Origin of the sequence: Alteromonas sp. IB21, from assembly GCF_016405965.1 — a bacterium.
GTDB lineage: Bacteria > Pseudomonadota > Gammaproteobacteria > Enterobacterales > Alteromonadaceae > Alteromonas.
On record NZ_JAEFCD010000007.1, the window covers coordinates 93,375 to 119,298 of the forward strand.

Genomic DNA, 25,924 nt, shown 5'->3' on the forward strand with positions numbered 1-25,924 from the left:
CTTTATGCGTAATGACAAAAGCACAAGTATCGACGGTATCGATAAAGCCATTTTAGGGTTAGTTCAAAATGATGCAGAGACGCCCGTTGCAGAAATTGCAGATCAAGTAGGACTAACAGTAACGCCTTGCTGGCGCCGCATTCAGAAGCTTGAAGAAAAGGGAATTATTTCAAAGCGTGTTGCCTTGTTACAAGCAAGGCAGCTTGGCCTTACCATGACTGTTTTTGTGCAAGTGAAGGCAGGTCGGCACGATGGAAAATGGCTTGCTTCGTTTGCTAAGCACGCAGCTTCTTTCGATGAAGTGGTCGAGTGCTACAGGATGTCCGGGGAGTACGATTACTTACTTAAAGTACTGGTTACGGACATGGATTGCTTCGATCATTTTTACAAGCGGCTTGTTAACGGCATCGAGTTCTCAGATGTCACATCGAGCTTCGCGATGGAACAGATAAAATACACGACGGCAGTGCCGCTGAATCATCTATAGCCGATGGAGATTGCTAATAAACGGTAATAGGCAAAGGCAAAATTAAAGCATAGATAGATGCACGAAACCCAGAGTAATAAGTGCTTCCGTTATAGTTTTAGTAGATAAAAAAAAGGGGCCGGTTTAACGGGCCCCCTATGCATTAATGATTTTGGTCTTCAACGTGCTGTTCGGCGAATATCTTGGATTTCTTTTTGATTTTACATCCTAAGATACGCTGCGCATTCTTTCTGCCGATGTAATGAGCTACCGGGTAGGGGTGCGCGCGCTTGAAGAACCGTGAGATTGAATGGAATACATTTTCCATAATTTGGCTCCTTCTATTAAAAATTACCCCAAATAAAATATAGTAATGTTACAGTTTGATGTCAATACTTATCTTCGTGAAAGGACCCCTGGATAATGCAGAGCGGTCTCTTTACGCAGATTTCAATAAATCAAACAGTTACCACTTATTTTTATACTTTAGTTGAAGAAAAGGATCAGCTTTTACGCTTTTAGCTAAAATATTTGAGGACAATAAATGAAAACACGTGAAGAGAGGCTATAAAAGGTTTGGTCGATAATACAGCTGGAAAGAAAGTGAACACCACTGTTTTAGGTGATGCCCACTATTGCTTTAACTTATAAAACTAACAAGGAGTTGTGTTACTAATAAGCACACGGGCTTCAGTAGTAAGAAAGCTTTTCTGATTTACCCGAAAAAATCTTATACACCATGGCCGTGTAAGCCAGAATAATAGGTACAACAATGACCACGCCCACAAGCAAAAAGCGTAGAGAGCTTGCGTCACTGAGTGCATCCATCACCGTCATCTGTCCAGGAATAATAAACGGATAGTAGCTTATGCCGAATGCGGCGAAGCAAAGCAAGAATACGAGTAGGGCAATAAAGAACGGAAGCCATTCGCCTTTACCTCGCGCGTCGGGCAGTTTCTTAAGCAACACACCACAAAGTGCTAGAAGCGCGAAACACGCTACTGGGATCGCGAAAAGCACATAACCCCAAGGGGCAGACAACCATAGGTCTCGCACGTCATCGTGTAAGGTTAGGTTAGCGATACTTACCGCGACAATCCCAACAGCTAGTACCCCTAAACCTCTGCGCGCCCAGTAATACGCTTTCTGCTGAAGCTCACCTTCAGTTTTTAATATTAGCCAGCACGAGCCAATAAATGCGTAGGCAGCGGTGACACCAAAAGCAGAAAGTAGTGCAAAACCTTGCGCCCATAAGTCAGTGCGAAGCCCCGTTACGTAAATGCCTAACATATACCCTTGCGCCAATGTGGTAAGCAACGAACCGTACTTGAACACCAAGTCCCATTTGCGCTTTTGAACTTGCACAACTTTGGCTCTGAAGTCGAAAGCTACCCCGCGAAGTATTAGCCCTAACAGCATAAATGTCGCTGGTAAGTACAAGGTTTGTAACACTTCACTGTGTGCCTCTGGAAAAGCAATAAGCAGCAGCCCGATTGCCAGAACCAACCAAGTTTCATTTGCATCCCAGTAGGGCCCAATAGAAGCAATCATGTCGTCGCGAAAGGCTTCTGTTCTTGGTGGAATCAATACACCCACACCCAAGTCGTAGCCATCAAGAATGGCATAAAGTAAAACCGATAAGCCAAGTAGCCCTACATAGATATTGCCGAGCATTTCTGCTGATACATTCTCAAACATGTTTGCTCTCCTTAAACCGTGCTTGGATCGGGATCGCTGAGCTGCATTTTAGCTTTTGCAACTTCCCGTTCCTCTGTTGTGATCTCTTCTATTTCAACGGCTCTTCTGCACATAAGCATCAATGTTCCCATGTATGCTATCAATAGCACCGTATAAATAACTAAATACAGGGTAAACGAGAGTGCTATGTTTCCTGGGGGAAGCTGCGTTACTGCGTCAGCGGTTTTCAGCACGCCACTCACCAAATAAGGCTGTCTTCCGATTTCGGTTACATACCAGCCTGCAAGGGTAGCTATCCAACCGCTAAATGCCATACCCGCAAAAGTTCGTTTAAGCCATAACGGGAAATCTTTTTTACGTAGTAGGTACAGGCTGCCTATCCATGAAACCGCGAGCATCAGCATTCCCATACCTACCATTACCCTAAAGCCGTAAAATACCGGTGCAACGGGAGGATGTTCTCCTTCGAATTCATTTAGCCCTTTAATTTCGCCTTTAAGTTCATGGGTAAGTATTAAGCTTGCGCCGTAAGGGATAGGAATTTCAAAATGGTTTTCTTTACTTTCCTCATCAGGTATGGCGAAAAGTAACAAAGGTGCACCTTCGGTGGTTTCCCAAAGGCCCTCCATTGCCGCTACTTTTTGCGGCTGGTGTTCTAGGGTATTTAAACCGTGCATGTCGCCAGCGAATATCTGCAGCGGTATTAAAACAGCAGCAGTATAAGTGGCTGTTTTGAGGGCGAGCTTGGGTGCTAATTTATCGTCGCCTTTAAGCATGCGATAGGCAGACAAGCCTGCGATTAAGAAGCTTGCAGTCAACCCCGATGCTAGCATCATATGTACAAAGCGGTAGGGGAAAGAAGGGTTAAAAATAATTTCCTTCCAGTTAGTGGCATACACCACACCGTCGACCACTTCGAAACCCTGCGGCGTTTGCATCCAGCTATTGAGCGCCAATATCCAGAAAGCAGAGGTTGTAGTGCCAAGCGCAACGATGAGAGTAGAAGCCGTATGCAGCCAGTTGGGAACACGGCGTATCCCAAATAGCATGATTCCCAAGAAAGTGGCTTCTAGGAAAAAGGCAGTAAGCACCTCGTAACCTAATAACGGTCCAGCGACGTTGCCTACTTTTTCCATAAACCCAGGCCAATTGGTGCCGAACTGGAACGACATAGTCACACCGCTTACCACACCAAGTGCAAAGCTAAGTGCAAAAACACGTACCCAAAAACGGTACATGCGCATCCATACAGGATGCCCTGAAGTGTTTGAACGCAGTTTGAAATAAAATAAAAACCATCCCATTGCCATGGTGATAGTTGGAAACAAGATATGAAAGCTAATATTTAGCGCAAATTGTAAACGAGACAGAAAGAATGCATCCACAGAAGGCCCCCTTAGTTAACGCTGTTTTTTCCCGGAAGTAGCTTATCCTTAAGCTCAAGCATACGACCTACGCCAGAACCCAACTTCATTAAAGTGTTAAGCTTTTCAGGTCCAAGATTTTGAAGTTCTTGTGACCATGCCGTAATTGATTCGAGTAAATCGTGAATTTCGTTCAGTTTGTGTTGAGCGTTTGCTTCTTTTTCATTGGCAGGCGCGTCGAGCAAAAGGTCCCGCAGCAAGCTCATGGTGGGGTCTATTTCGCGCTTCCTACGCTCTTCAAAGACCCGATTAGCAAGTGTCCAGATATCACCCGCTGGAATAAAGAACTCTTTTCTTTCGCCTGGTACTAAGTGTTGTTTTACTAAGCGCCAAGATTGGAGTTCTTTTAAACCCATACTGGTATTGCCTCTGGAAATATTGAGGGCGTCAGCAATTTCCTGCGCTGAAATGGGCTCCTCATTCAACACGATCAACGCAAGAATTTGCCCCACGGTTCTGTTGAACCCCCAGCGACTTCCCATTTCCCCAAAATGCATAACTGCAGAAGTAATTAGCGGCGTCATTTTCATTTTAATATTCCAGAAGTTTCAGAAATTACTGAAAGTTTATTGTTCTAAATCAAAAAACACAAGATTAATTTGGGTTTGTGAGTGATTTTTAATGGAATATTTAATGAAAATTAATTAGGAGGGGGGAGCGATATAACATGACCTTTAGTGTGTAAATTGTTATCGTTGTACTGATTATTTATCCACTACGAAAGTTCGCTTTCCCAATTTCTCGGCCAAGGCAATGGAACACATTACAGATATAAAGACAGCGCAGCTTCAAAATTGTGAAGATGAAGCCATTCACTTAATCGAAAGTGTTCAAAGCTTTGGATACGTTATAGCGATAGACCCCGAATCAAAAAAAATCCAAGTGGTCAGCGAAAATATCAATGACTTGTTTAAGGTTGAGATCACTCCCAATCACACTCTCATTACCGAACTCATTGATATCCCTTCTCAGGAAGCGCCAACTTTCCAAACCATCTACGAAACCGTAAAAGGCGGAAATACTCGCCGCGCATATCAGTGGAAATTTGCCAAAAATGCCCTTTGGCTTGATAGTTGGGAAAAAGAAGGTAGTGGGGTAGTGTTTGACTCAAATGGCTTGCTTGTCATCGAATTAGAGCCAACACCTCAGCTAAGCTATGAAGCTGCTCAGCAATGGGTGCCTATGGACGTAGATTTACGTACTTTGTTACCTGACGTTGATGGCTGTAAGTCAATCAACGATGTTGCAGACGCTATTGCTCAGGTATTTAAAAAATATATTGGTTTCAGTTCCGTCATGGTTTATCAATTTGATAAAGATTATTGCGGAGAAGTCATCGGGGAAGCAACGGCCGCTTCTTCGCGGTCTTTCAAAGGGTTAAAGTTCCCTGCATCTGATATACCGAGCCAAGCACGTGAGTTGTATTTAAAAAATAGAGTACGCTGTGTGTTTGATGTAGAAGAGAAGCCGATTGGCTTACAACCTTCTGTAAAAGAGTCGGGCAGGCCTGAAGTTGATCTATCAATGTCGATGGTTCGCTCGGTTTCTCCCGTTCATATCACCTATTTGAAAAATATGGGTATCCGCTCATCGTTTTCTGTTTCCCTAGTATTTGAAGGCAAGCTGTGGGGCCTTCTGGCTTGTCACAATAATGAGCCCAAGTATATTGATCAGAAAAAGCGGTTGGTATGTGAGTCACTAGGTCACCTATACGCCTGGCAACTGCACACTAAAGGATTGCACGAAAAGAAAGAGCAGTTTCAAATTCGCCAGCGCAAGCTCAACGGCATCATTCATCAGCTTACAAGCTATCACAATCCATTAGAAGCTATTACTCAAAAAGAAGCTGGGTTATTAGACGTAGCCAATGCATCAGGAATGGCTGTTATTACGCCGTTCGATAAATACCTAGTGGGCAGAACACCGCCTGAAAAAACGTTATCACGGCTACTCGACAAACTGGTTATTGCCAATTCGGAAGAATCTATAGCTATCAATAAGCTGGGAAATGAAGTCACTGATGAGTGTGACCTAAACGGAATTCGAGGCATGTATATATCATGTGTGTCGGCTAAGTTAGGCTATTACACCGTATGGTTCAGAGAGCCTAAAGATAAAACCATACGCTGGGCAGGCGAAGAAGCCGCCAAAAAAGATATTGGTAAATCACTCACGCCTCGTAACTCGTTTGATATGTACTTACAAAGCGTTTCTGATGAGTCAGTAGAGTGGACAGAAGATGATCAGCTAATCATCGAAGGTTTTGACCACTTATTTATTCCCTACGCGCTAAGTCTGAAAGCATCTCTAGATAAACAAATTAGTAAGCTCGAAGAATTAGATAAGGCCAAAGATCAATTCTTGGCGAGTATCTCTCATGAGCTTCGCTCGCCACTCAATTCTATCGTTGGCTGGACCGATTTGGCGTTAATGGATGTGAAGAATGTTGATAGGATGACTGATGCTTTGGGGGTTATAAAACGTGCTGCGTCAACTCAGGCGGCATTGATAAATGACATCCTAGACCTATCACGCATCATTTCAGGCACTATGAAACTCAGTATCCATTCGTTGAATATTGCCTCGTCGATTTCAGAAGTGGCAAAGTCTTTTGAGGCTGGGTTTGCAAGCAAGAATATTAAACTCTCCATAAATTGCGAAGACGAATACACCCAAATATTAGGTGATAATTTACGGATAAAGCAGGTTATTAATAACCTGTTAAGCAACGCCCTTAAGTTCACGTCAAAAGGCGGCACAGTGCATGTTCGCGGTAAGCGAGAGCATTCTAACTATTTATTTCGTGTCAAAGACAACGGTAAGGGAATGACACAGGAACAGATAGCCCGAGTATTTGAACGTTTTTACCAGGGTAAAAACGAGCACAATAAACACGGTCTTGGGTTAGGGCTGTCAATTGTGAAAAGTTTAGTGGAAATGCATGGTGGCGAAATATACGCTGAAAGTGATGGGCTAAATTCCGGTACTACATTTTTTGTTTCGTTGCCCATTGCGCCGCTTAGCTTGCACGATGATATTATCGAAACCAAAAACCCGGAAATTAGTGATTTGACCGCGTCTCTGCGACTCGATGGCTTGCGTATATTGGTCGCGGAAGATGAACAAGATGCGAGAGACTTCATCAAGCTATTCTTAGAATCAAATGGCGCCCGTGTCAACGTAGCGAAAAATGGTTTGCTGGCCTGGAAAGCATTGAATGATATGCCAGAGGCATTCGACCTATTGCTGTCGGATATTGGCATGCCGGAGATGGATGGGCTGGGGCTAGTCACTAAAATTCGTGCTAGTGAGGTTGCAGAAATAGCCAAACTCAATGCGGTCGCGTTAACGGCATATGCCTATACGTCAGATAGGGTAAAAGCGCTTAAAGCAGGCTTCAATAACTATGTTTCTAAACCGGTAGATGGTGAAGAACTACTGACTATTTTGGAAATGTACTTGCCGGTAAATGTTCATTAGAACAGTGGCGTATACACGCCGATCAGGCTTCTGACTAGCGCAGTCTATCGAGCATGGAAACTGACACATAAACACTACCAGCGACGAAGCAGGCGCTGGTAAGTCGTTTTATCGAGTAGCGACGCCCTGGGCGCAGAAGCATTATCGAGTACAAGTGATGCCTGCGCATCCTCCAACGAGTCGTGAGCTTTGCCATCAATATAAAACTTACTGTTTTTCGACGTAGGCTTTCCGTCGAGAGAGTAAGCAGTAGCCAAGCTATCAGATGAACGTGTTATATCACTATGACCGATGAAATCAGCAGAACCATCGCCGTCAACATCTTTCGTTAACCAAGGCAATGAAAGCGGGGCGTTAAACGCTCCATCATTCTGCATTGTAGACACAGTATCATCAAACCGTTCAATCATGGTTTTTGCACCGTCGAGATCTTTTCTGACCGCTAGTTGAAAGCCAGTTTGTGCTAGCGGTTTGGCCGAGTAATGCAGCGTTTCTTCATTGTCATTAGCCAATAAAATATTGAGCTCACGTGCGAGCAGTTCTGTGGTCAACAAAAACGGCGCACGGTCATCAGCGAGCTGACGAAAGGCATCAAACGTACTTGGGTTTCGCGACCATTTTATCTCTTTGAGTGTTCTGAACATGGGGGTGTTTGCAAAGCGATTTTCAATGGCAACGCGATTATCTTTAAGGTGGGGAAATAGCTTTACGCTCTCTACGTCTGCGTCTTTACTTACCGCGTATAAGTAGGCGGGCAGATAAACGTCAGACAACAGCAGATGGCTACTATCTTCGCCTAAGTTTACGTAAGCAAATTCACCATCTAACTTACCCGTTAGAACTGAACTGCCTAAGAAGGCATCCCGCATAACGCGCAGCTCTACGTCCAGTCCTGCTTTTTGAAACACGTTTTCCAGTAAGCGATTAATACGAGCAGGCTCACCGTCGTCACTTATGTAAGTCTCGAAGGATGACGCGCCAAGCGTGGTCGCCGCTGCGTGAAGCTGTAAAACACTGCAGCAGTAAAGTGCAAGACTAATGCCCAAGAATAGAGAGCGATGAGTTAAAATCGAAAGCGGGAAAGCGAGACATCTTGCCAAAAGTGGACTCCGTACTGCAACCATGCGTTCTTTACACTCTAATCCACTTAGCCGTTTAATTCCAATAAACTCGCCATTTGCAGAATTAACAAAATGTAAGCGACATCAATGTATTGCATATTGTGCCGCTCACTTAGTATGTGAGTTTAGTAGTACGTTAAGTTAGCGTTTAACTATTCAAAAACCGGGTAGCCCCAACCGAATGAGTATGGGGCTAACAATATCAGGTCTACTCGCCGAAACTACCAGCGGGACCTGGATAGACCACTACACTCTCTATGTCATCGTTGTTAACGCTGGCAACACCAAAGAAGTAGTTGTCTATAACCACATTCTCAAGCGTCGCTTCTGTTACGTTGCCCACGTATTTGCTGTATTCCCAATTTGGTGCATCAGTATGACGCCAGTATATTTTATACCCTTTTAACTGCGGGTTTTGTTCGGTATCTAACGCATCCCATTTAAGGGTAGTAGAAGGCTGCACAGCGCCAGCAATTTCCACATTTGCGGGTGGGTTTGGTGCCCATGCCATGGCCGCAAGCGATACTGCATTTAGCCCCGTGAGTTTGGCTGCATAATCGAAGTTCACGCCGTCAAGTGTGTCGCCGTAGGCAATACCGTCTTCAACGCGCAGATCCTGGTGCTGCCGGGTGTAGTTTTCGTTGGTTTCCATAATGCGAATACCCGGATAACCCAAATCGTTAAACGGACGATGGTGGCCGCCACGACCAAATCGGTCTAAGCGATAAATCACCATGGTATCTAAGTTCTCAATATACTTATCGGCAATTTTATCAATGTAGCGGGCAAGGTTACGGCTTGGCGAGTCAACTTCGCCACCCGTGAAGCGACGCATGCGCGCTTCTTTTTCTGTTTCAGTTACGCGAGTGCCTTCAGCAAAAATACGGGCAGTGGTGTTGTTAATAACACCGTTAACGCCTTCGATATTGCCAATCATGTCGTTATTTAGCACGGCTTTAATTCGCCAGCCGTCTTCTTTAGCTTGCTTCGCCATAATGCGCCCGCCAAATAAACCTTGTTCTTCGCCGGCTAGCGCAGCATAAACAATGCTGCCGTTAAACTTATATTTTGATAAAACCCGTGCAGCTTCAAGGGTACCCGCAACACCAGAAGCATTGTCATTTGCTCCCGGTGAGTCAGACGTGAAGTCCATTACATCAGACACCCGCGAGTCGATATCGCCAGACATGATCACGTAGCGATCTGGATCGGTCGTACCGCGCTGAATAGCAATGACGCTTACCACTTCAACTGGGTCCGGAATACGCTTTTCACTGCTGATTACCTCTGACTGATAATACACCTCTAAACAGCCACCGCACGCGGCGGAAATTTTATCAAACTCAGATTTTATCCAGCGTCGCGCTGCACCAATGCCGCGGGTGTCAGATTCGGTTTCAGAAAGGGTGTGGCGAGTACCAAAGTTAACTAATTTGGTAATGTCTTGTTCAATGTTTTCGGCAGAGACGTTTTTGGCTATATCGTAAAGCCCTTGTTGCTGTTCGGTTTGGGCGTGAACTATGAAAGAAACAGCGCTACTTAACAATGCGGTAGATGCCAGAAGATTTGTGGCTTTAGTTCTTATCTTAGACTGTGGGGATTGGTTTTTTATCATTATTCTCTCCAGTGTTTATCTTTTCACCATAACGAATACGTGACAAAGCTACAATTGGAGTAAACGCGTATAATGGTTGGTTATCGCAAGCAATAGATAATAAACGTTAAGTAAGCATAAATGGGGGATTAAGACGAGCGCTAAAAGACAAAAAAAGCCGGCGTCTGCCGGCTTATAGAATATCAGCATTGCATGAGTGTTTAGATAAACGCAAACGCGTCGCCAAACAGGTTCTCTACTTTCAAACCGCGCTGAGTAAAGTCATCGCGCACGACCTTCGCCATTTCAAAACGGCCGGCAACGTATACCTGAACGTTCGAGAAGTCAGCGTGGTCAGCCATCACCGCGTGATGCACCCAACCGGTTCTGCCTTTCCATTCGTCGCAAGCAAACTCAACAACTGGCACAAACGTGAAGTGCTCGTTAGCTTCAGCTAGTGCAGTTAGCTTATCGGCTAAATACAAGTCCGATGCGTGCTTTCCACCCCAATAAAGGGTAACTGGCGTTTTGTCGCCGCTATTCAGCTGCTCTTGCAGAATTGAATAGGTATACGAGAAGCCTGTACCGCCAGCAATAAGCACCATAGGCAGGCCGTTGCTTTGCAAAAAGGCATTGCCATTACCCACATTTACTGTGACTTCGCCATCAGCGCGCATACGCTCTAGCACTTCGCCCGCATAGCTATTGCCAAGCTCTGCACCAATATGCAGTTCTATGCGGTTGTTATCAAACGCGGCGTTAGCAATAGAGAATGGGCGCATATCTTTTTCGCCCATTACCACCATAGCGTACTGACCTGCCTTAAATTCAACAGGGCTTTCTGGCGTTAATTCAACTTTTTGTACCACTTCGGTTAAAGGCGTGATGCTTGCAACCTTACACTTAATTTCTGACATGTATTCTCTTCTAACCTTCTTGCTTAGCGTGTCGCCTTTGCATGCGCTTTAGGAAAAGCGCACGCTTTAACACAAAATAAATAGCGCATAAAATAGTCGCTACATAATACCAAGACTGTCCCAAATATCATCAACCCGTTTTTTTACGTCTTCGTCCATCACGATCGGTACGCCCCATTCGCGGTCGGTCTCGCCAGGCATTTTGTTGGTGGCATCCATTCCCATTTTCGAGCCGAGCCCCGAAACAGGCGATGCAAAATCTAAATAATCGATTGGCGTATTTTCTATCATTACCGTATCGCGGGCGGGGTCCATACGGGTAGTAATGGCCCAAATAACATCGTTCCAGTCACGCGCGTTAACGTCGTCATCGCACACTATCACAAATTTGGTGTACATGAACTGACGCAAGAACGACCATACCCCCATCATCACCCGTTTCGCATGTCCAGGATACTGTTTCTTCATAGTAACCACCGCCATGCGATAGGAACAGCCTTCAGGTGGTAAGTAGAAATCCACTATTTCAGGGAACTGCTTTTGCAAAATAGGCACAAACACTTCGTTTAGTGCCACCCCTAAAATAGCTGGCTCGTCTGGCGGACGACCGGTATAGGTTGAATGATAAATAGGGTCTTTACGGTGGGTAATATGGGTAACGGTAAACACGGGGAAGTCATCCACTTCATTATAATACCCGGTGTGATCGCCGTAAGGGCCTTCCGGTGCGGTTTCGTCTTGCGCAATATAGCCTTCAAGCACAATCTCTGCGCTGGCAGGTACCTGCAAATCGTTACTGATAGACTTAACCACTTCGGTTTTATCACCGCGAAGTAAGCCGGCAAAAGCATATTCAGATAAGGTGTCGGGCACAGGGGTAACCGCACCTAATATGGTAGCAGGGTCGGCGCCAAGGGCGACAGATACAGGGTAGGGTTCGCCCGGGTGGGTTTGACACCACTCGCGAAAATCAAGGGCGCCACCGCGGTGTGATAACCAGCGCATTATGAGTTTGTTTTTACCGATAACTTGCTGACGGTAAATTCCCAAATTCTGACGTTTCTTGTGCGGTCCTTTGGTTACGCTCAATCCCCACGTGACCAAAGGTGCGGCATCACCGGGCCAACAGCGCTGCACAGGTATTTTTGATAAATCTACATCATCACCCGTTAACACCACTTCCTGACACGGCGCTTTTTTTAGAACTTTGGCAGGCATGTTTAGCACTTGCTTAAATACCGGCAGTTTTTCCCAAAGATCTTTCAGACCTTTCGGCGGCTCTGGCTCTTTCAAGTAAGCCAAAAGCTTACCGACTTCACGAAGGGCTTCAACCGAGTCTTGCCCCATGCCCAAAGCGACACGCTCAGGTGTACCAAACAAGTTGGCCAGTACAGGCATGTCGTGATTTTTGGGGTTTTCAAATAGCAGGGCAGGGCCACCGGCACGCAAGGTACGGTCTGCGATTTCCGTCATTTCTAAGTCGGTATCTATAGGCTGGCTAATGCGAACTAGTTGGCCCTTGGCTTCTAATTGGCGAATGAAGTCACGTAAATCTTTGTATTTCATCAGTGCAGGTGTATCCACGAATGTAATTTATGGCAAGAATATACTATTTAGCATTAAAGTCCGATCAGTAAGCGCTGCTAATCTGTGATTAAACCTTTTACAGACAAAATAACCTTTACAGAGGCACTCTTTCTGTGTGATATAAGAAAACGTTAAAACATTTAACAAACCTAGGTTCTGTCTGTCTAAACTGTACGAAACAAATACATTTTCTGATAAACAGGCCTACCTTTTGCCTAAGGTGGTTACATGAGCTCATTCGATCAGGACATGCTAGACGAATTAAACTTACTGCTTAAGTTCCCTGCAGACAGTCTACTCCAGGGCCTTAAAATTCATCACGACGCTAGTCAAACAATGGTCAACGCAGCATCAAGGCTGTATTCAAAAGGGTTGATCACCCAACCCGATGGCGGTTATCTCACCGATTTAGGTATCGATCTTGCCGATCACGCCCGTCATATCCAATCAGCGTTATGCCCTAGAAAAAGCAGCCATTAGAGGTTTTAGATAAGGCAAAAGGTTCTTCTTGAAAAGCCTAACGCCCTATGAAAGTGTTTATTACTAAGTGACCTACACAGAATTTTGTAAAGAAAGGCATGTCTTAGTTAAGATAATCCATTATAAGCCGATAGCTTAACTAAGGCACTGCATTCAACAAATACACTTTTGCTATGAAACGTTTTTTATTGACCTCTTTATTCATTTGCACCTCAGCGACAGGTTTATCTGCTTATGCGCTTGAAGGTGAAACTATTGAAGAGCTGCGCGCTGTCCAGCTATACAGTCAAGACGCACTCATCGATATGATAAACGCCAATACGCATTTAGATAAAGTAGTGGAAGACAGGTGCCAGCTTGTGCAAGACATTGAAGCGCGCGCCGATGTTCTTAAGATCCCCGCTTATCAGTTCCTATGGGGCGATATGCTGGCATGGGGCGTGTGCGTTGACGCAGCGCCGTCGCGGGGCATAGGTTATATGGAAGATGCTGCCAACCAAGGTTTGCCCGCAGCCCTTGAACAGCTTGGGCGATATTATGCAAAAGGCACGTTAGTACAACAAGATAAGTCTCGCGCCGTGGTGTATTTACGCGAAGCAGCTGCACTTAAAAATCTAAAAGCGCAAATTCGATTGGTTGAGTTGTTTTTAGAAGGCTACGGTAGCCCTTACGATTACGAAGATGCGTATCATTGGCTGTATAACTCGGTTACAAACGATAAAAAACAGCATCAACAAATTTCATCTTATTTAGTGCGCTTGGAAAAGCTAATGCACCCGAAAGCGGTTCGCCAAGCTAAACGCCCGATGGATAGTTAGACCTGTCACTCACGCTAAACTTTTAGGTATTTAATTAAAAGTTTGTGCATAGCTTTTGTGAACCCACGGAAAATACTGAGCAACCACTAATCACGGTATGAAGGCTTTATGCACTATCGTTTTCGCCACCCGGTAAGCATGGGGCGAATCAGCTGAACATTCCCTACATACTGTACTAACAACACTGCAGCAATATGCACCAAAACGCAGGCATAAAGCACATCGGCCATAATACTGTGTGCCCATTCCAGCGTACTGTTGCCGAACATGGCATCTATCTCTTCCATCATAAAACCAGTAATACCTAATCCCAGCATAAGAGCTATTACGGCAAATACCATAAGCCAGCCGAAAGGGTTGTGGCCATGGCTAGTTGGAATTTGCCTTTGTTTTAAGTGTTGAACATGGTCTAAAAAGGTTTGCTTATCTAACGATATGTTTGAAAAACTGGCGTATGAAGTGTTTTCGCTTTTGTACGTGCCGGATTTGTTTGAGTAAAACCCCCACACAACGCGCGAGATTATGAGTGCTAGTGCAATATAACCCGCTATTTCATGATAAAGCCGGCCCGGCTCTACAATAAAGTAGTTGGTAATAAAAGCAGCAACAATACCCCAGTGACAAACGCGCACAACCCAATCCCAAACATAAATATCTGAAGGCGTGTCTTTTGTTGTACTCATAATATGGCTTACTCTGTTTAAAACAAAAAACGCTGCAGTATCCCTGCAGCGTTTTTATCAAGCATTAAAGAAAACGATATGTTTGTCGTTTATTAAAAACTTAGTGTTTTTCTTCTTTAACAATGCTGCCATCTACAGGGTTGAAGTAAATTTCTACTTTGTTTTCTTCTTTATCAAAGCCATAGATTTCGTAGCAGTTGCCGTCTGTTACTTTAAACTCGTTAATTTTGTAGCCTTGCGCTAGCAGTTGCGCCTGAAACGCATCTTGGTTTTGCCATTCAGCTTCCGGTGCAGTAGTACATTGCGTAGTGCCGTGCTCAGCACTACACGCGCTTAATAACGCCGCCGCGCTAATCGCTGTTACCGTCATTAGTTTTTTCATTGCAGTCTCCATTTCGCTTTTTAGTTAAAAGTTATTTCTGTCCTACGTGGATTGAGTGTACTTAGTTTGCTCTATGATTCAAAGTGGCGTTTTTTGCTATGTCATTTATCGCGGCTTAGATTTTCTTATTGTCGATAAATAAAGCCTTCACGATATAGTGATAAAAAGTAGAGCAGTAAAGAACTATCGTTAGCGCGAGAAGTGACTTTCCTTTTTATGAAGGGTAAGCGAGAGTTCGAACCCACAGACACTTGCATATTTGAGTAAAGTCTTCCAACTAGGGTTGCTATTCTCTTTTTCCAATCGGCTAATATTACTCTTGTGTGTTTGCATTTTTTGCGCAAGTTGCTCCTGAGTTAGCCCTGCCTCTTTCCTCATAGATATCAGCTGCTCGATAAGTATGAACTCGCTTTCGAGGCGATCATATTCTTTTTTTACTTCTGGATTTTTAAATGCTTCTTGCTTTAAGTTTTGTAAAGTCATAGCGAGGTCACCTCTTTCATTCTCAGTTTAGCTATTCGCAGTATTTCTTTTGGTGTTTTTTGAGACTTTTTTACGAAAGCATATAAAACATGTACTTTTCGCCGGCTGTCATAACAAAATATCCCCCTGCCAATCCCTTCTTTTGCTTTCGCTCTCAATTCGAATAATCCGTGACTTAAAGGCTGAGTGTGCGGGGCACCTAAATTCGGTCCATGTTTTTCCATAAGCTCGAGTAATCTTATGAAGCGTGCCTGTATTCCTGGTGGCATAGTCAATACTTGCTCGTCTACGTCCTTATAAAATTCGACTTTCCATTCCATTATAATTCTAATCGAGTTGTCATAAATGATAACTTTCGTTGCGCATTAATTCAACAAAATTTATATAACCCGTTACTGCGTAACAACTGAATTTTGGTATAGAGCGAGGCAAGAAGTAGCTGTCACAAAATTGCCTCCAACTTGTCATGTATGGTTCATCGAACCGTCTCAAACGGGCTCTACATTCATGTGCTTCTGTATTCACAAATAATAAGCAATGTCGCCAATCTGTCGGCGAAATGCTTATAAAAAACACAAAATACCCAATAAGCACAAGAAAGGAATGATTTGATGCGTCCTCTGTACCCACGATCTGTTTACCCACGCACTTTGCTAGCGACAACCATTGCTTTAGCACTATCAAGCGCGGCAATGGCACAAGAAGTAGCGCCTGATACAGCAAACGAGAATGATTATATAGAAGAGATTACGGTAACCGCGCAAATGCGCGAGCAGTCTGTCATGGATGTGCCAGTGACCATGGATGTCATTGGTAGCGAGTTCTTAGAGCGCACCAATATCATGGAACTTGATGAGCTTTCTCGTATATTGCCAAACGTTCAAATTCAAGAGCAAGCGGTAAGCTTACCGTCGTTCAACATTCGCGGTGTAACCGACGATGTGTCATCAGTATCGGCGACGCCTCGCATCTCGGTATATCAAGATGGCTTTGATATCAGCAAGAAAACCGTAGCCAGTGTCGCGCTTTACGATATTGCTCGCGTTGAAGTGTTAAAAGGCCCTCAGCCGACGCTTTTCGGTGTGGCGGCTGCAAACGGTGCGGTAAGCATTCACTCAAACCTACCGACCTTCGAACAAGAAGGCAAAGTGCAGGTTGGCTATAACTCAGAGCAAGGCCAAGAACTTGAGTTTATGTATAACCAGCCTATTAACGACAACCACAGTTTTCGTATAGCTGGGCTTTACCGTGAAATGGACGGCATTGTAGAAAACAATGCCTGTAGCGCAGATTCTTACTACGGTAATGCAAACATGTATAACCACCTAGGCGAAGAGGTACCGTGCAATAGTGAAGATCTTCAAGGTGTATCGGTGCAAGCACTTCGCGCAACCTGGCGAGCGAATTACGATCAGCTTGAGGTAATTGCGCGAGCAGCAATGGAATATAATGACCAGCCGGGTATTGCGTTTAAATCTGGGTCTATCGCGCCTAACGGCGGAGACACCAGCCCATTTACCGCAGCAGAGTTTAGTTTAGGTGGTGAGCTTGGCATTGAGCGTACCCTTCAAGCCTATGACTTAACCGTTAACTACGACTTCAACCAAATGCTAAGTTTGCACGCCGACGCTTACTATAAAGATGTAGAGGTAAGCGAAGGGTTTGACGCTGACGGTTCTGCTTTGCGTATTCAAGATGCTTACTTTGATAACGACGCCACGCTTCAAGGCGCGTCTATGCGTTTAGTGTATGACTCGGGTGATAAACTAGCTGCATTCGTTGGCGCGTCCATCACCCAAGACGATTCGATTTTGCCATACTATGTAATGGTAGACCCGTTTGTACGCGGTACGTTTGATGCCGTAAAAGCACAGCTTGAGGCCACTTCAAACATTCCACTTAATCAAAATATCGCGACCGACGCGTCGCTAGAAGACATTGAAGCACTGCGCGCTATGCTGGTATCACAGCTATTTAACGCCGATGGCTCTCCTATTTCCAACCCTGCGCTACCGCCTATCTTCATACAAGGGCCGTTCATATTTGAAGCCGAGCTAGACATTGCCTCTTATGTCGCCGAAGTATCTTACTTTGTTACCGACGATATCAATGTAATCGCCGGTGTACGCTACATTGATGAAACCCGCTATACCCGTAATACCTTTACTACCGCAGACGGCGCTTTTACCTTCGATGCCGAGCGCGACTTTGACGATACCCTGCCGCGCTTCGCTGTAAGCTATGACCTTAATAATAACTTGAACTTGTATGTAAACTACGCCCGAGGCCGCCGTTCGCCGGTTGTGGATGCTAACGCAGGTGGTGTGAACGTCACCAATGCAGAGATCGTAGATAGCTACGACTTAGGTGTTAAATATCAAAGCGCCAACTTCTTGTTCTCGGGAGCTATCTTTACCTATGAGTACAGTGACTATCAGCAAAGCTTTACCGACCCTGAAACCCTTCAATCAATTACCGTGACGGTAGGCGATTCGACCATGTCGGGCATAGAAGGTATGGCGACGTACAACTACAGCGAAACACTAACACTAACTGCAAGCTTAGGTTTCTTAGATGCAGAATTTGCCAACGACACCGCTGATGGTTCGCCATTTGAATACGGCGGTAACAAGTTCCGTTTAGCACCTGAGGTAAGCGGTGCAATTAACATCAATAAGGTGTTCAACATGAATAACTTCGACGTTGATGTTAACTGGCTCACCAGTTTCCAGTCTGAAGTGTTCTTTGAAAGCAGCAATTACCCTGGTCTTTCTCAAGATACCTACTCACTCACTGATGTGTCGGTAAAACTGCTTCAAGACAACAGCAAGTTTGCCTACGAGTTTTACGTGAACAATCTGTTTGATAAAGAATTTCTCATTGATGCGGGTAACACAGGTGGTGGTTTAGGTATTCCGACCTTTGTTCGCGGCATGCCACGCATTGCCGGTGTGCGTCTTTATTACGAGTTCTAAGAGTCGATGGGAATAGGGCCTCTTCCCACCAACTACCACCGCACTTAGCTCCCTGCGTTGGCCACCTTTAAAGAGAAACGTGTATAGACTCTAGCCTATACACGTTAACCATGGCCGAAAGAGTTACGAGTTAAGCTCAAAACTATGCGTGTTAACCACTTTCCCAGTCTTCGTCAAAATAGCATCAACGTAGTGCCACGTGGCTTTTGCACTATTTTCGCTAATGGTTAGTGTCATAAAACCGCGCTGATGAAGATTACAGTATTGCAAGTCTTCAATAAGAAGCGGAAGGTCGTCGGCTAGGGTTTCTGCTGCGTTATCATCCATGCCTAGATAATGCTCCATGCCTGGCGATGTTACACCCGGGGTAGCAAGCTCAACACCCACTTCCGTACCGTCTTTAAGCGTTAATTTATTATGCCACGCGTTATGAGTGTCACCTGCAAGGGCAATAACTGGCTTGCCGATAGATTTAAGCTGCATAAGCACGTGCTCCCGTTCAACGGGGTAGCCATCCCACGCGTCTAAATTATATGGCATTACCGTATTAATAAGGGCAAGCTCTTGTTCACTTAGCGTATCGCCTTGCATTTGCTTACGCTTAATATTCGCCAGCTTGTGTACGTGTGCAGGAATATCTTTACGTTCAACGCCGTTAAAAATAGACACAGGGAATAGCATGCGGCCAATTAATAGCTGTTGCCCCAGCACTTGCCATTTAGCCTGGCTTTGCTTCATAGAGGTATGTAGCCAATTGCGCTGGGTTTCACCTAAAAGACCGCGATTAGGATTACTGATATCTTTCATGAAGCCTGCTTGGTCAAAAGCTTTAGTTTCAGCGTCGCGATAGTTGCCGTATTCAAGCTGCTTATCCCGGGCTAAAACGCGAGTATCAAGCATATATAAATCAAGCAGATTGCCGAAGGTAAACTGGCGGTAGATTTCTAAACGTTCAGTGCCAAATGGCGGGCGAATAGGCAGCCACTCATAATAGGCTTGCACTGCCGCAGCGCGACGTTCATAAAAATCACCTTCGTCTGCTTGGTGATTTTCCGCACCGTCTTTGTAAGTGTCGTTAGTAATTTCGTGATCGTCCCAAACCACAATAAAAGGCTTGTTTTGATGCAGCGCAAGCAACCCTTCGTCGGTGCGATACAACGCGTAGCGGTTTCGGTAGTCGGTTAGCGTATAAAGCTCGGTATCGTTATCTGGCGCATAGGTTCTGCCAATCTCTTTGGCGTGTTCGGTGGCATAGCCTTTTCCATCGTACTCATATATGTAGTCGCCCAAATGCAGCACATAATCCATGTTGTCATCTTTGGCGGCTTCCATATAGGGCGTGAAAAAGCCGGCAGGGTAGTTAGAGCAAGAAAATACGCCGAATGTGACCATAGAAACGTCTGCTTTCGGCAATGTACGAGTTTCGCCAACAGGGCTCACATTATTCGCACTTTTGAAGCGATAAAAGTATTTGCTAGCAGGCTGAAGACCTTTTACATCTACTTTTACGGTAAAGTCATGTGTCGCTTTAGCCTCAACGATTCCGCTACTTACCACGTCGGTAAATGCTGCATCGCTTGCCATTTCCCACAAAATATCGGCTTTAACTAAAGCCGAGCTTGATGTAGGAACCGCGCGAGTCCAAATGATCACTGCATCTTTTAACGGGTCGCCACTGGCCACGCCGTGGGTAAAATCCGCTTTAGTTTGAGGCTGGCTGTTTGCTGACGTGCTAACTGTACAGCCCGCTAGCCCAGTAGATACTGCCACGCTCGCGCCCGCGAATGACGACAGCCTAATAAACGTTCTTCTATCCATATGCCTGCTCTTTATAAGGTTGGTAGGGTAAATAGTGATGTATTTTTTGTTGAACATTCATGCAACAAAAATGAAAACCCATTTTTATACTGATCGTTTGTGACATCGAGATGTCAGGCACAGATTCCTTAATTACTCCCAATGTTTTACCGTAAATACTGTTATACTGTGCAGCAAATAACCACATGAACCAAATTTGGTAAGTGTGTCTAACAATCTATGAATCAAAATTTCTTGTACGTATTTTTTAAGGCGTACCACAATAAGAAAGTATTGAACAAATAAAGTAAGTGTTAGGAGCAAGTTAGTTGAGATGTCAGACGACGAGTTGTTTGAATATTAACTAGCAGAGCAAAGCCCGTCAGCGGCAGGTTAAGGCTTACTGAGTAAACAAAATAAAAGGTAATTTATAAATACATGAGTGACGATCCGCATTATCAGCGCGAGAAAGAGAAGTACGACAATCCGGTGGCCAGCCGGGAATATTTAATGAGTTTATTAAAAGAACACGACAATCCGTTGTCGTTTCTTGATATCTGTAACTTGGTGAACGCGTTCGACGAAGAAGCGCGAATAGGTATACAGCGCCGCCTACGTGCTATGGAGCGCGAGGGGCAAGTACAGTTCACCAAGCAGAAGAAATACATACTTCAAAACCGTGATGAAATAATTAAAGGCCGTATTATCGGCCACAGAGATGGTTTTGGCTTTCTGCGTCCGGAAGATAAAAGTGGTGACTTATTCATAAGTGCTGGGCAAATGAATTTGTTCCTTCACGATGATGTTGTAGAGGCGCGAGTGAGCGGTACCGACCGTCGCGGTAGAAAAGAAGCCTTTATTACACAAGTCTTAGAACCTCGTAGCGAACCCATTGTTGGCCGTTACTTTGTAGAGCAAGGTTTTGGCATGGTTGTGCCAGATGACAGCCGCCTTCAGCACGAAATTGTCATTCCGCCCGAAAGTACACAGGGTGCCCGCATGGGGCAGGTGGTGGTGGTAGAACTTACCCAGCGCCCTCGTCGCAAAATGAACCCCGTCGGAAAAATTGTTGAAGTACTTGGTGAGCACATGGCACCAGGTATGGAAATCGAAATGGCCCTTCGCACTTTTGATATTCCGCATCAGTGGCCAAACGGCGTAACCAAGCAGGTGGAAAAACTCACCGATCAAGTGCCAGATGAAGCCAAAGAAGGGCGTATCGATTTACGCCAGCTTCCTCTTGTTACTATTGATGGTGAAGACGCCCGCGATTTTGATGACGCAGTATATTGCGAGCCACTTGATGACGGTGGCTGGCAGCTTTGGGTGGCCATTGCTGATGTGAGTTACTATGTACGCAATGGCACCGCCCTTGATGATGAAGCGCAACAGCGCGGAAACTCAGTTTATTTCCCCGACCAAGTTATTCCTATGTTGCCAGAGGTCTTGTCGAACGGGCTGTGCTCATTAAACCCAGAAGTTGACCGGCTTTGTATGGTGTGTGAAATGACCATCAGCGCCCAGGGTAATCTGGAAGAGTTTCAGTTCTATGAAGCAGTGATGAACTCTCATGCCCGTCTTACCTATAATAAGGTATGGGGTATTCTTCAAGGTGATAAAGAGCTGCATCAGCGCTATGAACCCCATGTGCCTCACCTTCGTAACCTGCACGATTTATACCGCGCACTCAAAAAAGCCCGCGCTAAACGTGGTGCCATTGAATTTGAAACCCAAGAAGTGAAATTCGTGTTCAATGCACAGCGCAAAATTGAAAATATCGTGCCCTTGGTGCGTAACGACGCACACAAGCTGATTGAAGAATGCATGATCATGGCCAACGTGAGTGCGGCCTTAACGCTAGAAAAGCACGAAGCGCCCGCGCTTTATCGTGTTCACGATAAGCCCGATGCTGACAGGCTAACGGCATTCACTAGCTATTTGAGTGAAATAGGCATTCCTCATCGCATTGTTGAAGATGCAGAGCCAGCAGCGTTTACCGATGTTGTGCTAAAAACGCGCGGTCGGGTAGACGAAGAGCTTATACAAACCATGCTGCTGCGCTCTATGAAACAAGCGGTTTACGACGGTGAAAACGTCGGGCACTTTGGTTTGGCCCTCGACGCTTATGCTCACTTTACCTCACCTATTCGTCGCTACCCTGATTTAGTGGTGCATCGCGCGTTAAAAGGCATTATCGCTAAGCAGAAAGGTAAAAAGGCGGTAAGCGGTGCTAAAAACTACACGGTAGAAGAAATTGAACAGCTCGGCGAGCAGTGTTCTATGACCGAACGCCGTGCCGATGATGCAACCCGCGATGTGGCAGACTGGCTCAAGTGTGAGTTTATGCTCGATCACGTAGGCGATACCTTTGAAGGTGTGGTGAGCTCGGTGACAAACTTCGGCTTATTCGTTCGCTTAACGGAATATCATATCGACGGGTTAGTGCACATTACGTCACTCGATGACGACTACTATCATTACGACGAAGTAAAACAGGCCTTAGTAGGCGAGTCGGGCCATGGCCAGTTCAGGTTAGGTGACACCGTAGAAGTCACGGTAGCTGCGGTTAATCTTGATGAAAGAAAGATTGATTTATTGCTCGATAAGTCTATGCTGCGCTCCGCAAAAGGCAAGAAGGTCAAAGTGAAATCAGCGAAAAAAGCTGCTGATAAACCTACTCGCTTTGATAATAAGTCTCGCTCTGACAAAGGCTCGCGCTCTGACAAGAAAGGCAGCAAGGGTAAAGGCGGGTCAAACCCGTCTAGTCGTAGCGGTGGAAAGTCGTCAAGTTGCGGTGGCGCAAAAGGCGGTAGCAGCGGCAAAACATTGTCATTGAATAATAGAGGTAAGCGTTAAATGGCGCAGCAAGAATGGTTATACGGGTTACATGCTATGCAGTCGGTACTTGAAAAAGAGCCAGAGCGTGTAATGGAAGTGTGGGTGCTAAAAGGGCGTAACGATGAGCGCTTAACCAACATTGTTAACCAAGCACGACGTTTTGGCATTTCGGTTCAATTTAGTCAACGCAAAGCGCTAGACGATAAAGTGAATGGCGAACAGCACCAAGGTGTCGTGGCAAAGGCGAAGCCTGCCCGTGTACTAGATGAAGCCGACTTAGATAAGATTCTGGCAAACGAGGCGCAGCCGCTTATTCTCGTATTAGATGGTATCACTGACCCACATAACCTAGGCGCTTGTTTGCGTACCGCGGATGGCGCAGGTGTACACGCGGTTGTGGTACCCAAAGATAATTCAGCAAGCCTGAACGGTACGGTGAGAAAAGTGGCCTGTGGTGCAGCGGAAGTCGTGCCCCTCATTCAAATCACAAACTTGGCTAGAACGTTAAAGCATCTTCAAGATAAGGGCCTGTGGATTATAGGCACAGCAGGTGAGACCGACAAAACCCTTTATGATGTCGATCTGAAAGGCCCCACCGCACTGGTAATGGGCGCCGAAGGCAAAGGTATGCGTCGACTTACAAAAGAAACCTGTGATGAACTGGTTAAGTTACCCATGGCTGGTAGCGTAACGAGTTTGAACGTGTCGGTGGCTACTGGTATTTGTTTATACGAGATAGTCAGGCAGCGCAGTTTGTAGGGCTACATGAATGCGGTTGTGCCGATAGTAAAGCGCAAGAGCATTTAAAAAAATATTTGGAAGGCGCGCAGAACGAGTTTTTGCGCGCCTTTTTTGTTTCTGCTTTTTTCAATAAAAAAATCACTCACCTAACGCGAAAGGTATAGTTTTTAGGCTTGCTGAGTAGTTTTTAATATTTTGTTACATTTCAAATTGTAAAATAAATGTTAATTATAGAATTTCATTCCTAATATAGATTTGCTCGCAACGTATGACTTACGTGGCTTTGAAAAGAGATGCGTGTTTTTACTCCATGTTCAAAGGTATGAAAAATACTCACCAAGGTTGAGGTAACATACTCAACTCTTTGATTAGCCGCTTAATATGAGCTCTGTGAATAAGCTTATCTAATCGCTTATTTGCATACCTGACAAACGGGTAGGTCGTTGCAACGCAGTTGCGTCGGTTGTCATGGATGAGCTTTTCGTATGAGGTAATGGTTATACCTGTATGTCATTTAATAACAAATAGCTTCAAAAGCACCGGACAAAAAAGTGCTGAAGTTAATAAGACAGATAAAACAGGAAATAAATTTTGAACTCAAAGTTTAATAAGAAACACACATGTCTAACCGCAGCTGCACTAGCTGTATCACTTGGCTTAATGGGTAATTCTGCAATGGCTGCCGGCGAAGGCTTGGTAAAAGTCAAAGAGAAACCACAAACCGTAAAACAAGCACTAGGTAAACGCTTGACTGTCGACCGTTTAGTAACGGCGGAGCAACAGCGCTATATCGTCAAATTTAAAGATGAGATGACCAGTGAAACGGTTGAGGTAAATGCATTAACTGGTAAAGGGCAAAGCACAATTGCTAAGTCAAAAGGTAAAAAACCTTTCGATATCGCGTCTGCTAAATCTGAAGTAATTAAAGCTGGCGGTGCAATTAAAAAAGAGCTCAAAAAGCACAAAATGGTTGCGGCCACTATGAGCAAGTCTGCACTAAACAAGCTTCGCAACAATCCTAACGTAGAAAGTATTGAGGTTGACGTACGTCGTAAGCCAATGGCGCAAACAACTCCTTACGGCTACACCATGGTACAGGCCAACCAGTTTGGACAGTCAGACACTACTGCTCGTAAAGTATGTATCATCGACACAGGTTATAACCTGGGCCATCCGGATTTACCGGGCACAAACGATGGTGTAACAGGTCAGGCAAACAACAGTGCAGTAGGTAACTGGTATAACGACGGCAACGGGCACGGTACTCACGTAGCGGGAACGATTGCGGCATACGATAACAATGAAGGTGTGGTTGGTGTATACCCGGGTGTTAACATGCACATCGTTAAAATCTTTAACGATAACGGCCAGTGGACCTATGCGTCAGATCTTATCGATGCCATCACTCAGTGTCAGGAAGCAGGCTCAAATGTGGTTAACATGAGCTTAGGTGGCGGCAGTTCTTCTACTACTGAGCGCAACGCTATGCAAAGCTTCACCGATGCAGGCATGCTGTTAGTCGCGGCGGCAGGTAACGACGGAAACAGTGCAAAGTCTTATCCAGCGTCATACGATTCGGTTATGTCGGTAGCGGCGGTAGACTCAAATGAAAATCGCGCAAGTTACAGTCAATACAACGATCAAGTAGAAATCGCGGCGCCGGGCAGTGCGGTGCAATCGACCTACCCAACCAATACGTACGCAGCACTTAGCGGTACTTCAATGGCTACACCGCATGTTGCTGGCGGTGCAGCGTTGGTGTGGAGCTATTTCCCGCAGTGTACAAACAATGAAATTAGAAGTGCACTTAATGCTACCGCAGAAGATAAAGGTAGCGCAGGTCGCGACAATTTTTATGGTTACGGTTTAATGCAGCTTGCTGACGCTTATAGCTATCTTAATACTAACGGTTGTGCCGGAGGTGGTACTGGCGGGGGTGGCGGTGCCGAGCCAGGCGTAGAGCCAGTGTCAGGCCAGCTAACTAACCTGTCTGGAACACGCAGAAACTGGGATCGTTACACATGGACTATTCCAGAAGGCGTCACGCGAATGACAATTCAAACCGCTGGTGGTTCTGGCGATGCAGACCTTTACGTGAAATTTGGCTCTCAACCAGAGACCAATAGTTTCGATTGCCGCCCTTATCAAAGCGGTAACAACGAAGTATGCACCTTTGATGCGCCAGCATCCGGAACATGGCATATCGGTATCCGTGCCTATTCTTCTTACAGTGGTGTAACCCTTTCGTACTCTTACGAGTAACGGCTTCGGTCTCCCTAAAAACAACGTTCAAGCCTGCTTTTGCAGGCTTTTTTCGTTCATCTAAACGGTCATTTGCCTTCTGTTTTTTTACCTAACACGTTCAAGGTTTAATAAAGAAATGTCAGCTTTGCAAAGATAGCGTAAAGCCAAGAACTAATCTCATCTAACACAGCCATAT

The 25,924-nt window shown here is 45.2% G+C and carries 20 protein-coding genes; 8 read left to right on the plus strand and 12 right to left on the minus strand.

What is annotated here, in order from left to right:
* Positions 1-4: 4 nt before the first annotated feature.
* Positions 5-487: an Lrp/AsnC family transcriptional regulator gene (locus JC525_RS06890; protein ID WP_198815167.1), complete on the plus strand. Its 483-nt coding sequence runs from the start codon at positions 5-7 to the stop codon at positions 485-487.
* A gap of 669 nt (positions 488-1,156) precedes the next feature.
* Here JC525_RS06890 and JC525_RS06895 read toward each other — a convergent pair.
* The 3 genes from JC525_RS06895 to JC525_RS06905 are packed head-to-tail and all read right to left on the minus strand — an operon-like array spanning position 1,157 to position 4,118.
* The gene (locus JC525_RS06895) at positions 1,157-2,164 is read right to left on the minus strand and encodes a cytochrome d ubiquinol oxidase subunit II (RefSeq protein WP_198815168.1); all 1,008 of its coding nucleotides are present in this window, start codon (positions 2,162-2,164) and stop codon (positions 1,157-1,159) included.
* A gap of 11 nt (positions 2,165-2,175) precedes the next feature.
* A complete protein-coding gene (locus JC525_RS06900) occupies positions 2,176-3,549 on the minus strand; it encodes a cytochrome ubiquinol oxidase subunit I (RefSeq protein ID WP_198815169.1) in 1,374 nt (457 codons plus the stop codon).
* Positions 3,550-3,560: 11 nt separating this feature from the next.
* A complete protein-coding gene (locus JC525_RS06905) occupies positions 3,561-4,118 on the minus strand; it encodes a GbsR/MarR family transcriptional regulator (RefSeq protein WP_120963335.1) in 558 nt (185 codons plus the stop codon).
* Positions 4,119-4,341: 223 nt separating this feature from the next.
* Here JC525_RS06905 and JC525_RS06910 point away from each other — a divergent pair, with 223 nt between their 5' ends.
* Complete coding sequence (locus JC525_RS06910) at positions 4,342-7,068, plus strand: ATP-binding protein (protein ID WP_198815170.1); 2,727 nt, start codon at positions 4,342-4,344, stop codon at positions 7,066-7,068.
* Positions 7,069-7,142: 74 nt separating this feature from the next.
* Here the strand turns inward: JC525_RS06910 and JC525_RS06915 are convergent, their stop codons facing one another.
* From JC525_RS06915 to ubiD, 4 genes are all read right to left on the minus strand, one after another.
* On the minus strand, positions 7,143-8,168 hold the full coding sequence (locus JC525_RS06915; RefSeq protein ID WP_198815171.1) for a substrate-binding periplasmic protein: 1,026 nt from the start codon (positions 8,166-8,168) through the stop codon (positions 7,143-7,145).
* Positions 8,169-8,397: 229 nt separating this feature from the next.
* Positions 8,398-9,804, minus strand: a complete 1,407-nt coding sequence (locus JC525_RS06920; RefSeq protein ID WP_198815172.1) for a M28 family metallopeptidase — start codon at positions 9,802-9,804, stop codon at positions 8,398-8,400.
* 200 nt (positions 9,805-10,004) lie between these two features.
* On the minus strand, positions 10,005-10,700 hold the full coding sequence (fre, locus tag JC525_RS06925) for an NAD(P)H-flavin reductase (protein WP_198815173.1): 696 nt from the start codon (positions 10,698-10,700) through the stop codon (positions 10,005-10,007).
* Between the two features lie 99 nt (positions 10,701-10,799).
* Positions 10,800-12,266, minus strand: coding sequence for a 4-hydroxy-3-polyprenylbenzoate decarboxylase (gene ubiD / locus JC525_RS06930; RefSeq protein ID WP_198815174.1), 1,467 nt, complete (start codon positions 12,264-12,266; stop codon positions 10,800-10,802).
* A gap of 249 nt (positions 12,267-12,515) precedes the next feature.
* Here ubiD and JC525_RS06935 point away from each other — a divergent pair, with 249 nt between their 5' ends.
* Positions 12,516-12,767, plus strand: a complete 252-nt coding sequence (locus JC525_RS06935) for a TIGR02647 family protein (protein ID WP_120963341.1) — start codon at positions 12,516-12,518, stop codon at positions 12,765-12,767.
* Between the two features lie 173 nt (positions 12,768-12,940).
* Complete coding sequence (locus JC525_RS06940; protein ID WP_198815175.1) at positions 12,941-13,585, plus strand: tetratricopeptide repeat protein; 645 nt, start codon at positions 12,941-12,943, stop codon at positions 13,583-13,585.
* A 113-nt stretch (positions 13,586-13,698) separates the two neighbouring features.
* Here the strand turns inward: JC525_RS06940 and JC525_RS06945 are convergent, their stop codons facing one another.
* The 4 genes from JC525_RS06945 to JC525_RS06960 all read right to left on the minus strand — a co-directional run bounded on the left by JC525_RS06945 (position 13,699) and on the right by JC525_RS06960 (position 15,453).
* Complete coding sequence (locus tag JC525_RS06945) at positions 13,699-14,268, minus strand: cytochrome b/b6 domain-containing protein (protein WP_198815176.1); 570 nt, start codon at positions 14,266-14,268, stop codon at positions 13,699-13,701.
* A 100-nt stretch (positions 14,269-14,368) separates the two neighbouring features.
* Complete coding sequence (locus tag JC525_RS06950; RefSeq protein ID WP_198815177.1) at positions 14,369-14,650, minus strand: PepSY domain-containing protein; 282 nt, start codon at positions 14,648-14,650, stop codon at positions 14,369-14,371.
* 189 nt (positions 14,651-14,839) lie between these two features.
* A complete protein-coding gene (locus JC525_RS06955) occupies positions 14,840-15,133 on the minus strand; it encodes a helix-turn-helix domain-containing protein (protein WP_198815178.1) in 294 nt (97 codons plus the stop codon).
* Positions 15,130-15,453, minus strand: a complete 324-nt coding sequence (locus JC525_RS06960) for a type II toxin-antitoxin system RelE/ParE family toxin (protein ID WP_198815179.1) — start codon at positions 15,451-15,453, stop codon at positions 15,130-15,132. Before JC525_RS06960 ends, JC525_RS06955 begins: the two co-directional genes overlap by 4 nt.
* A 291-nt stretch (positions 15,454-15,744) precedes the next feature.
* On the opposite strand from JC525_RS06960, the gene JC525_RS06965 reads away from it, so the two are divergent.
* The gene (locus JC525_RS06965) at positions 15,745-18,108 is read left to right on the plus strand and encodes a TonB-dependent receptor (RefSeq protein WP_198815180.1); all 2,364 of its coding nucleotides are present in this window, start codon (positions 15,745-15,747) and stop codon (positions 18,106-18,108) included.
* Positions 18,109-18,231: 123 nt separating this feature from the next.
* Here JC525_RS06965 and JC525_RS06970 read toward each other — a convergent pair whose 3' ends face one another.
* The gene (locus JC525_RS06970) at positions 18,232-19,926 is read right to left on the minus strand and encodes an alkaline phosphatase D family protein (protein ID WP_198815181.1); all 1,695 of its coding nucleotides are present in this window, start codon (positions 19,924-19,926) and stop codon (positions 18,232-18,234) included.
* Positions 19,927-20,343: 417 nt separating this feature from the next.
* Here JC525_RS06970 and rnr point away from each other — a divergent pair, with 417 nt between their 5' ends.
* The 3 genes from rnr (at position 20,344) to JC525_RS06985 (ending at position 25,746) form a co-directional block, all read left to right on the plus strand.
* The gene (gene rnr / locus JC525_RS06975) at positions 20,344-22,761 is read left to right on the plus strand and encodes a ribonuclease R (protein ID WP_198815182.1); all 2,418 of its coding nucleotides are present in this window, start codon (positions 20,344-20,346) and stop codon (positions 22,759-22,761) included.
* The gene (rlmB, locus tag JC525_RS06980; RefSeq protein WP_198815183.1) at positions 22,762-23,502 is read left to right on the plus strand and encodes a 23S rRNA (guanosine(2251)-2'-O)-methyltransferase RlmB; all 741 of its coding nucleotides are present in this window, start codon (positions 22,762-22,764) and stop codon (positions 23,500-23,502) included.
* A 573-nt stretch (positions 23,503-24,075) separates the two neighbouring features.
* Entirely contained in the window at positions 24,076-25,746 is a 1,671-nt protein-coding gene (locus JC525_RS06985) for a S8 family serine peptidase (RefSeq protein WP_198815184.1), read from the plus strand.
* Positions 25,747-25,924 lie beyond the last annotated feature (178 nt).

Bases quoted from the DNA above. Each gene is read 5' to 3' on its own strand.
- JC525_RS06890 (WP_198815167.1), top strand. From the start codon at position 5: ATGCGTAATGACAAAAGCACAAGTATCGACGGTATCGATAAAGCCATT.
- JC525_RS06895 (WP_198815168.1), bottom strand. From the start codon at position 2,164: ATGTTTGAGAATGTATCAGCAGAAATGCTCGGCAATATCTATGTAGGG.
- JC525_RS06905 (WP_120963335.1), bottom strand. From the start codon at position 4,118: ATGAAAATGACGCCGCTAATTACTTCTGCAGTTATGCATTTTGGGGAA.
- JC525_RS06910 (WP_198815170.1), top strand. From the start codon at position 4,342: ATGGAACACATTACAGATATAAAGACAGCGCAGCTTCAAAATTGTGAA.
- JC525_RS06920 (WP_198815172.1), bottom strand. From the start codon at position 9,804: ATGATAAAAAACCAATCCCCACAGTCTAAGATAAGAACTAAAGCCACA.
- fre (WP_198815173.1), bottom strand. From the start codon at position 10,700: ATGTCAGAAATTAAGTGTAAGGTTGCAAGCATCACGCCTTTAACCGAA.
- ubiD (WP_198815174.1), bottom strand. From the start codon at position 12,266: ATGAAATACAAAGATTTACGTGACTTCATTCGCCAATTAGAAGCCAAG.
- JC525_RS06935 (WP_120963341.1), top strand. From the start codon at position 12,516: ATGAGCTCATTCGATCAGGACATGCTAGACGAATTAAACTTACTGCTT.
- JC525_RS06940 (WP_198815175.1), top strand. From the start codon at position 12,941: ATGAAACGTTTTTTATTGACCTCTTTATTCATTTGCACCTCAGCGACA.
- JC525_RS06945 (WP_198815176.1), bottom strand. From the start codon at position 14,268: ATGAGTACAACAAAAGACACGCCTTCAGATATTTATGTTTGGGATTGG.
- JC525_RS06950 (WP_198815177.1), bottom strand. From the start codon at position 14,650: ATGAAAAAACTAATGACGGTAACAGCGATTAGCGCGGCGGCGTTATTA.
- JC525_RS06955 (WP_198815178.1), bottom strand. From the start codon at position 15,133: ATGACTTTACAAAACTTAAAGCAAGAAGCATTTAAAAATCCAGAAGTA.
- JC525_RS06960 (WP_198815179.1), bottom strand. From the start codon at position 15,453: ATGGAATGGAAAGTCGAATTTTATAAGGACGTAGACGAGCAAGTATTG.
- JC525_RS06965 (WP_198815180.1), top strand. From the start codon at position 15,745: ATGCGTCCTCTGTACCCACGATCTGTTTACCCACGCACTTTGCTAGCG.
- JC525_RS06970 (WP_198815181.1), bottom strand. From the start codon at position 19,926: ATGGATAGAAGAACGTTTATTAGGCTGTCGTCATTCGCGGGCGCGAGC.
- rnr (WP_198815182.1), top strand. From the start codon at position 20,344: ATGAGTGACGATCCGCATTATCAGCGCGAGAAAGAGAAGTACGACAAT.
- rlmB (WP_198815183.1), top strand. From the start codon at position 22,762: ATGGCGCAGCAAGAATGGTTATACGGGTTACATGCTATGCAGTCGGTA.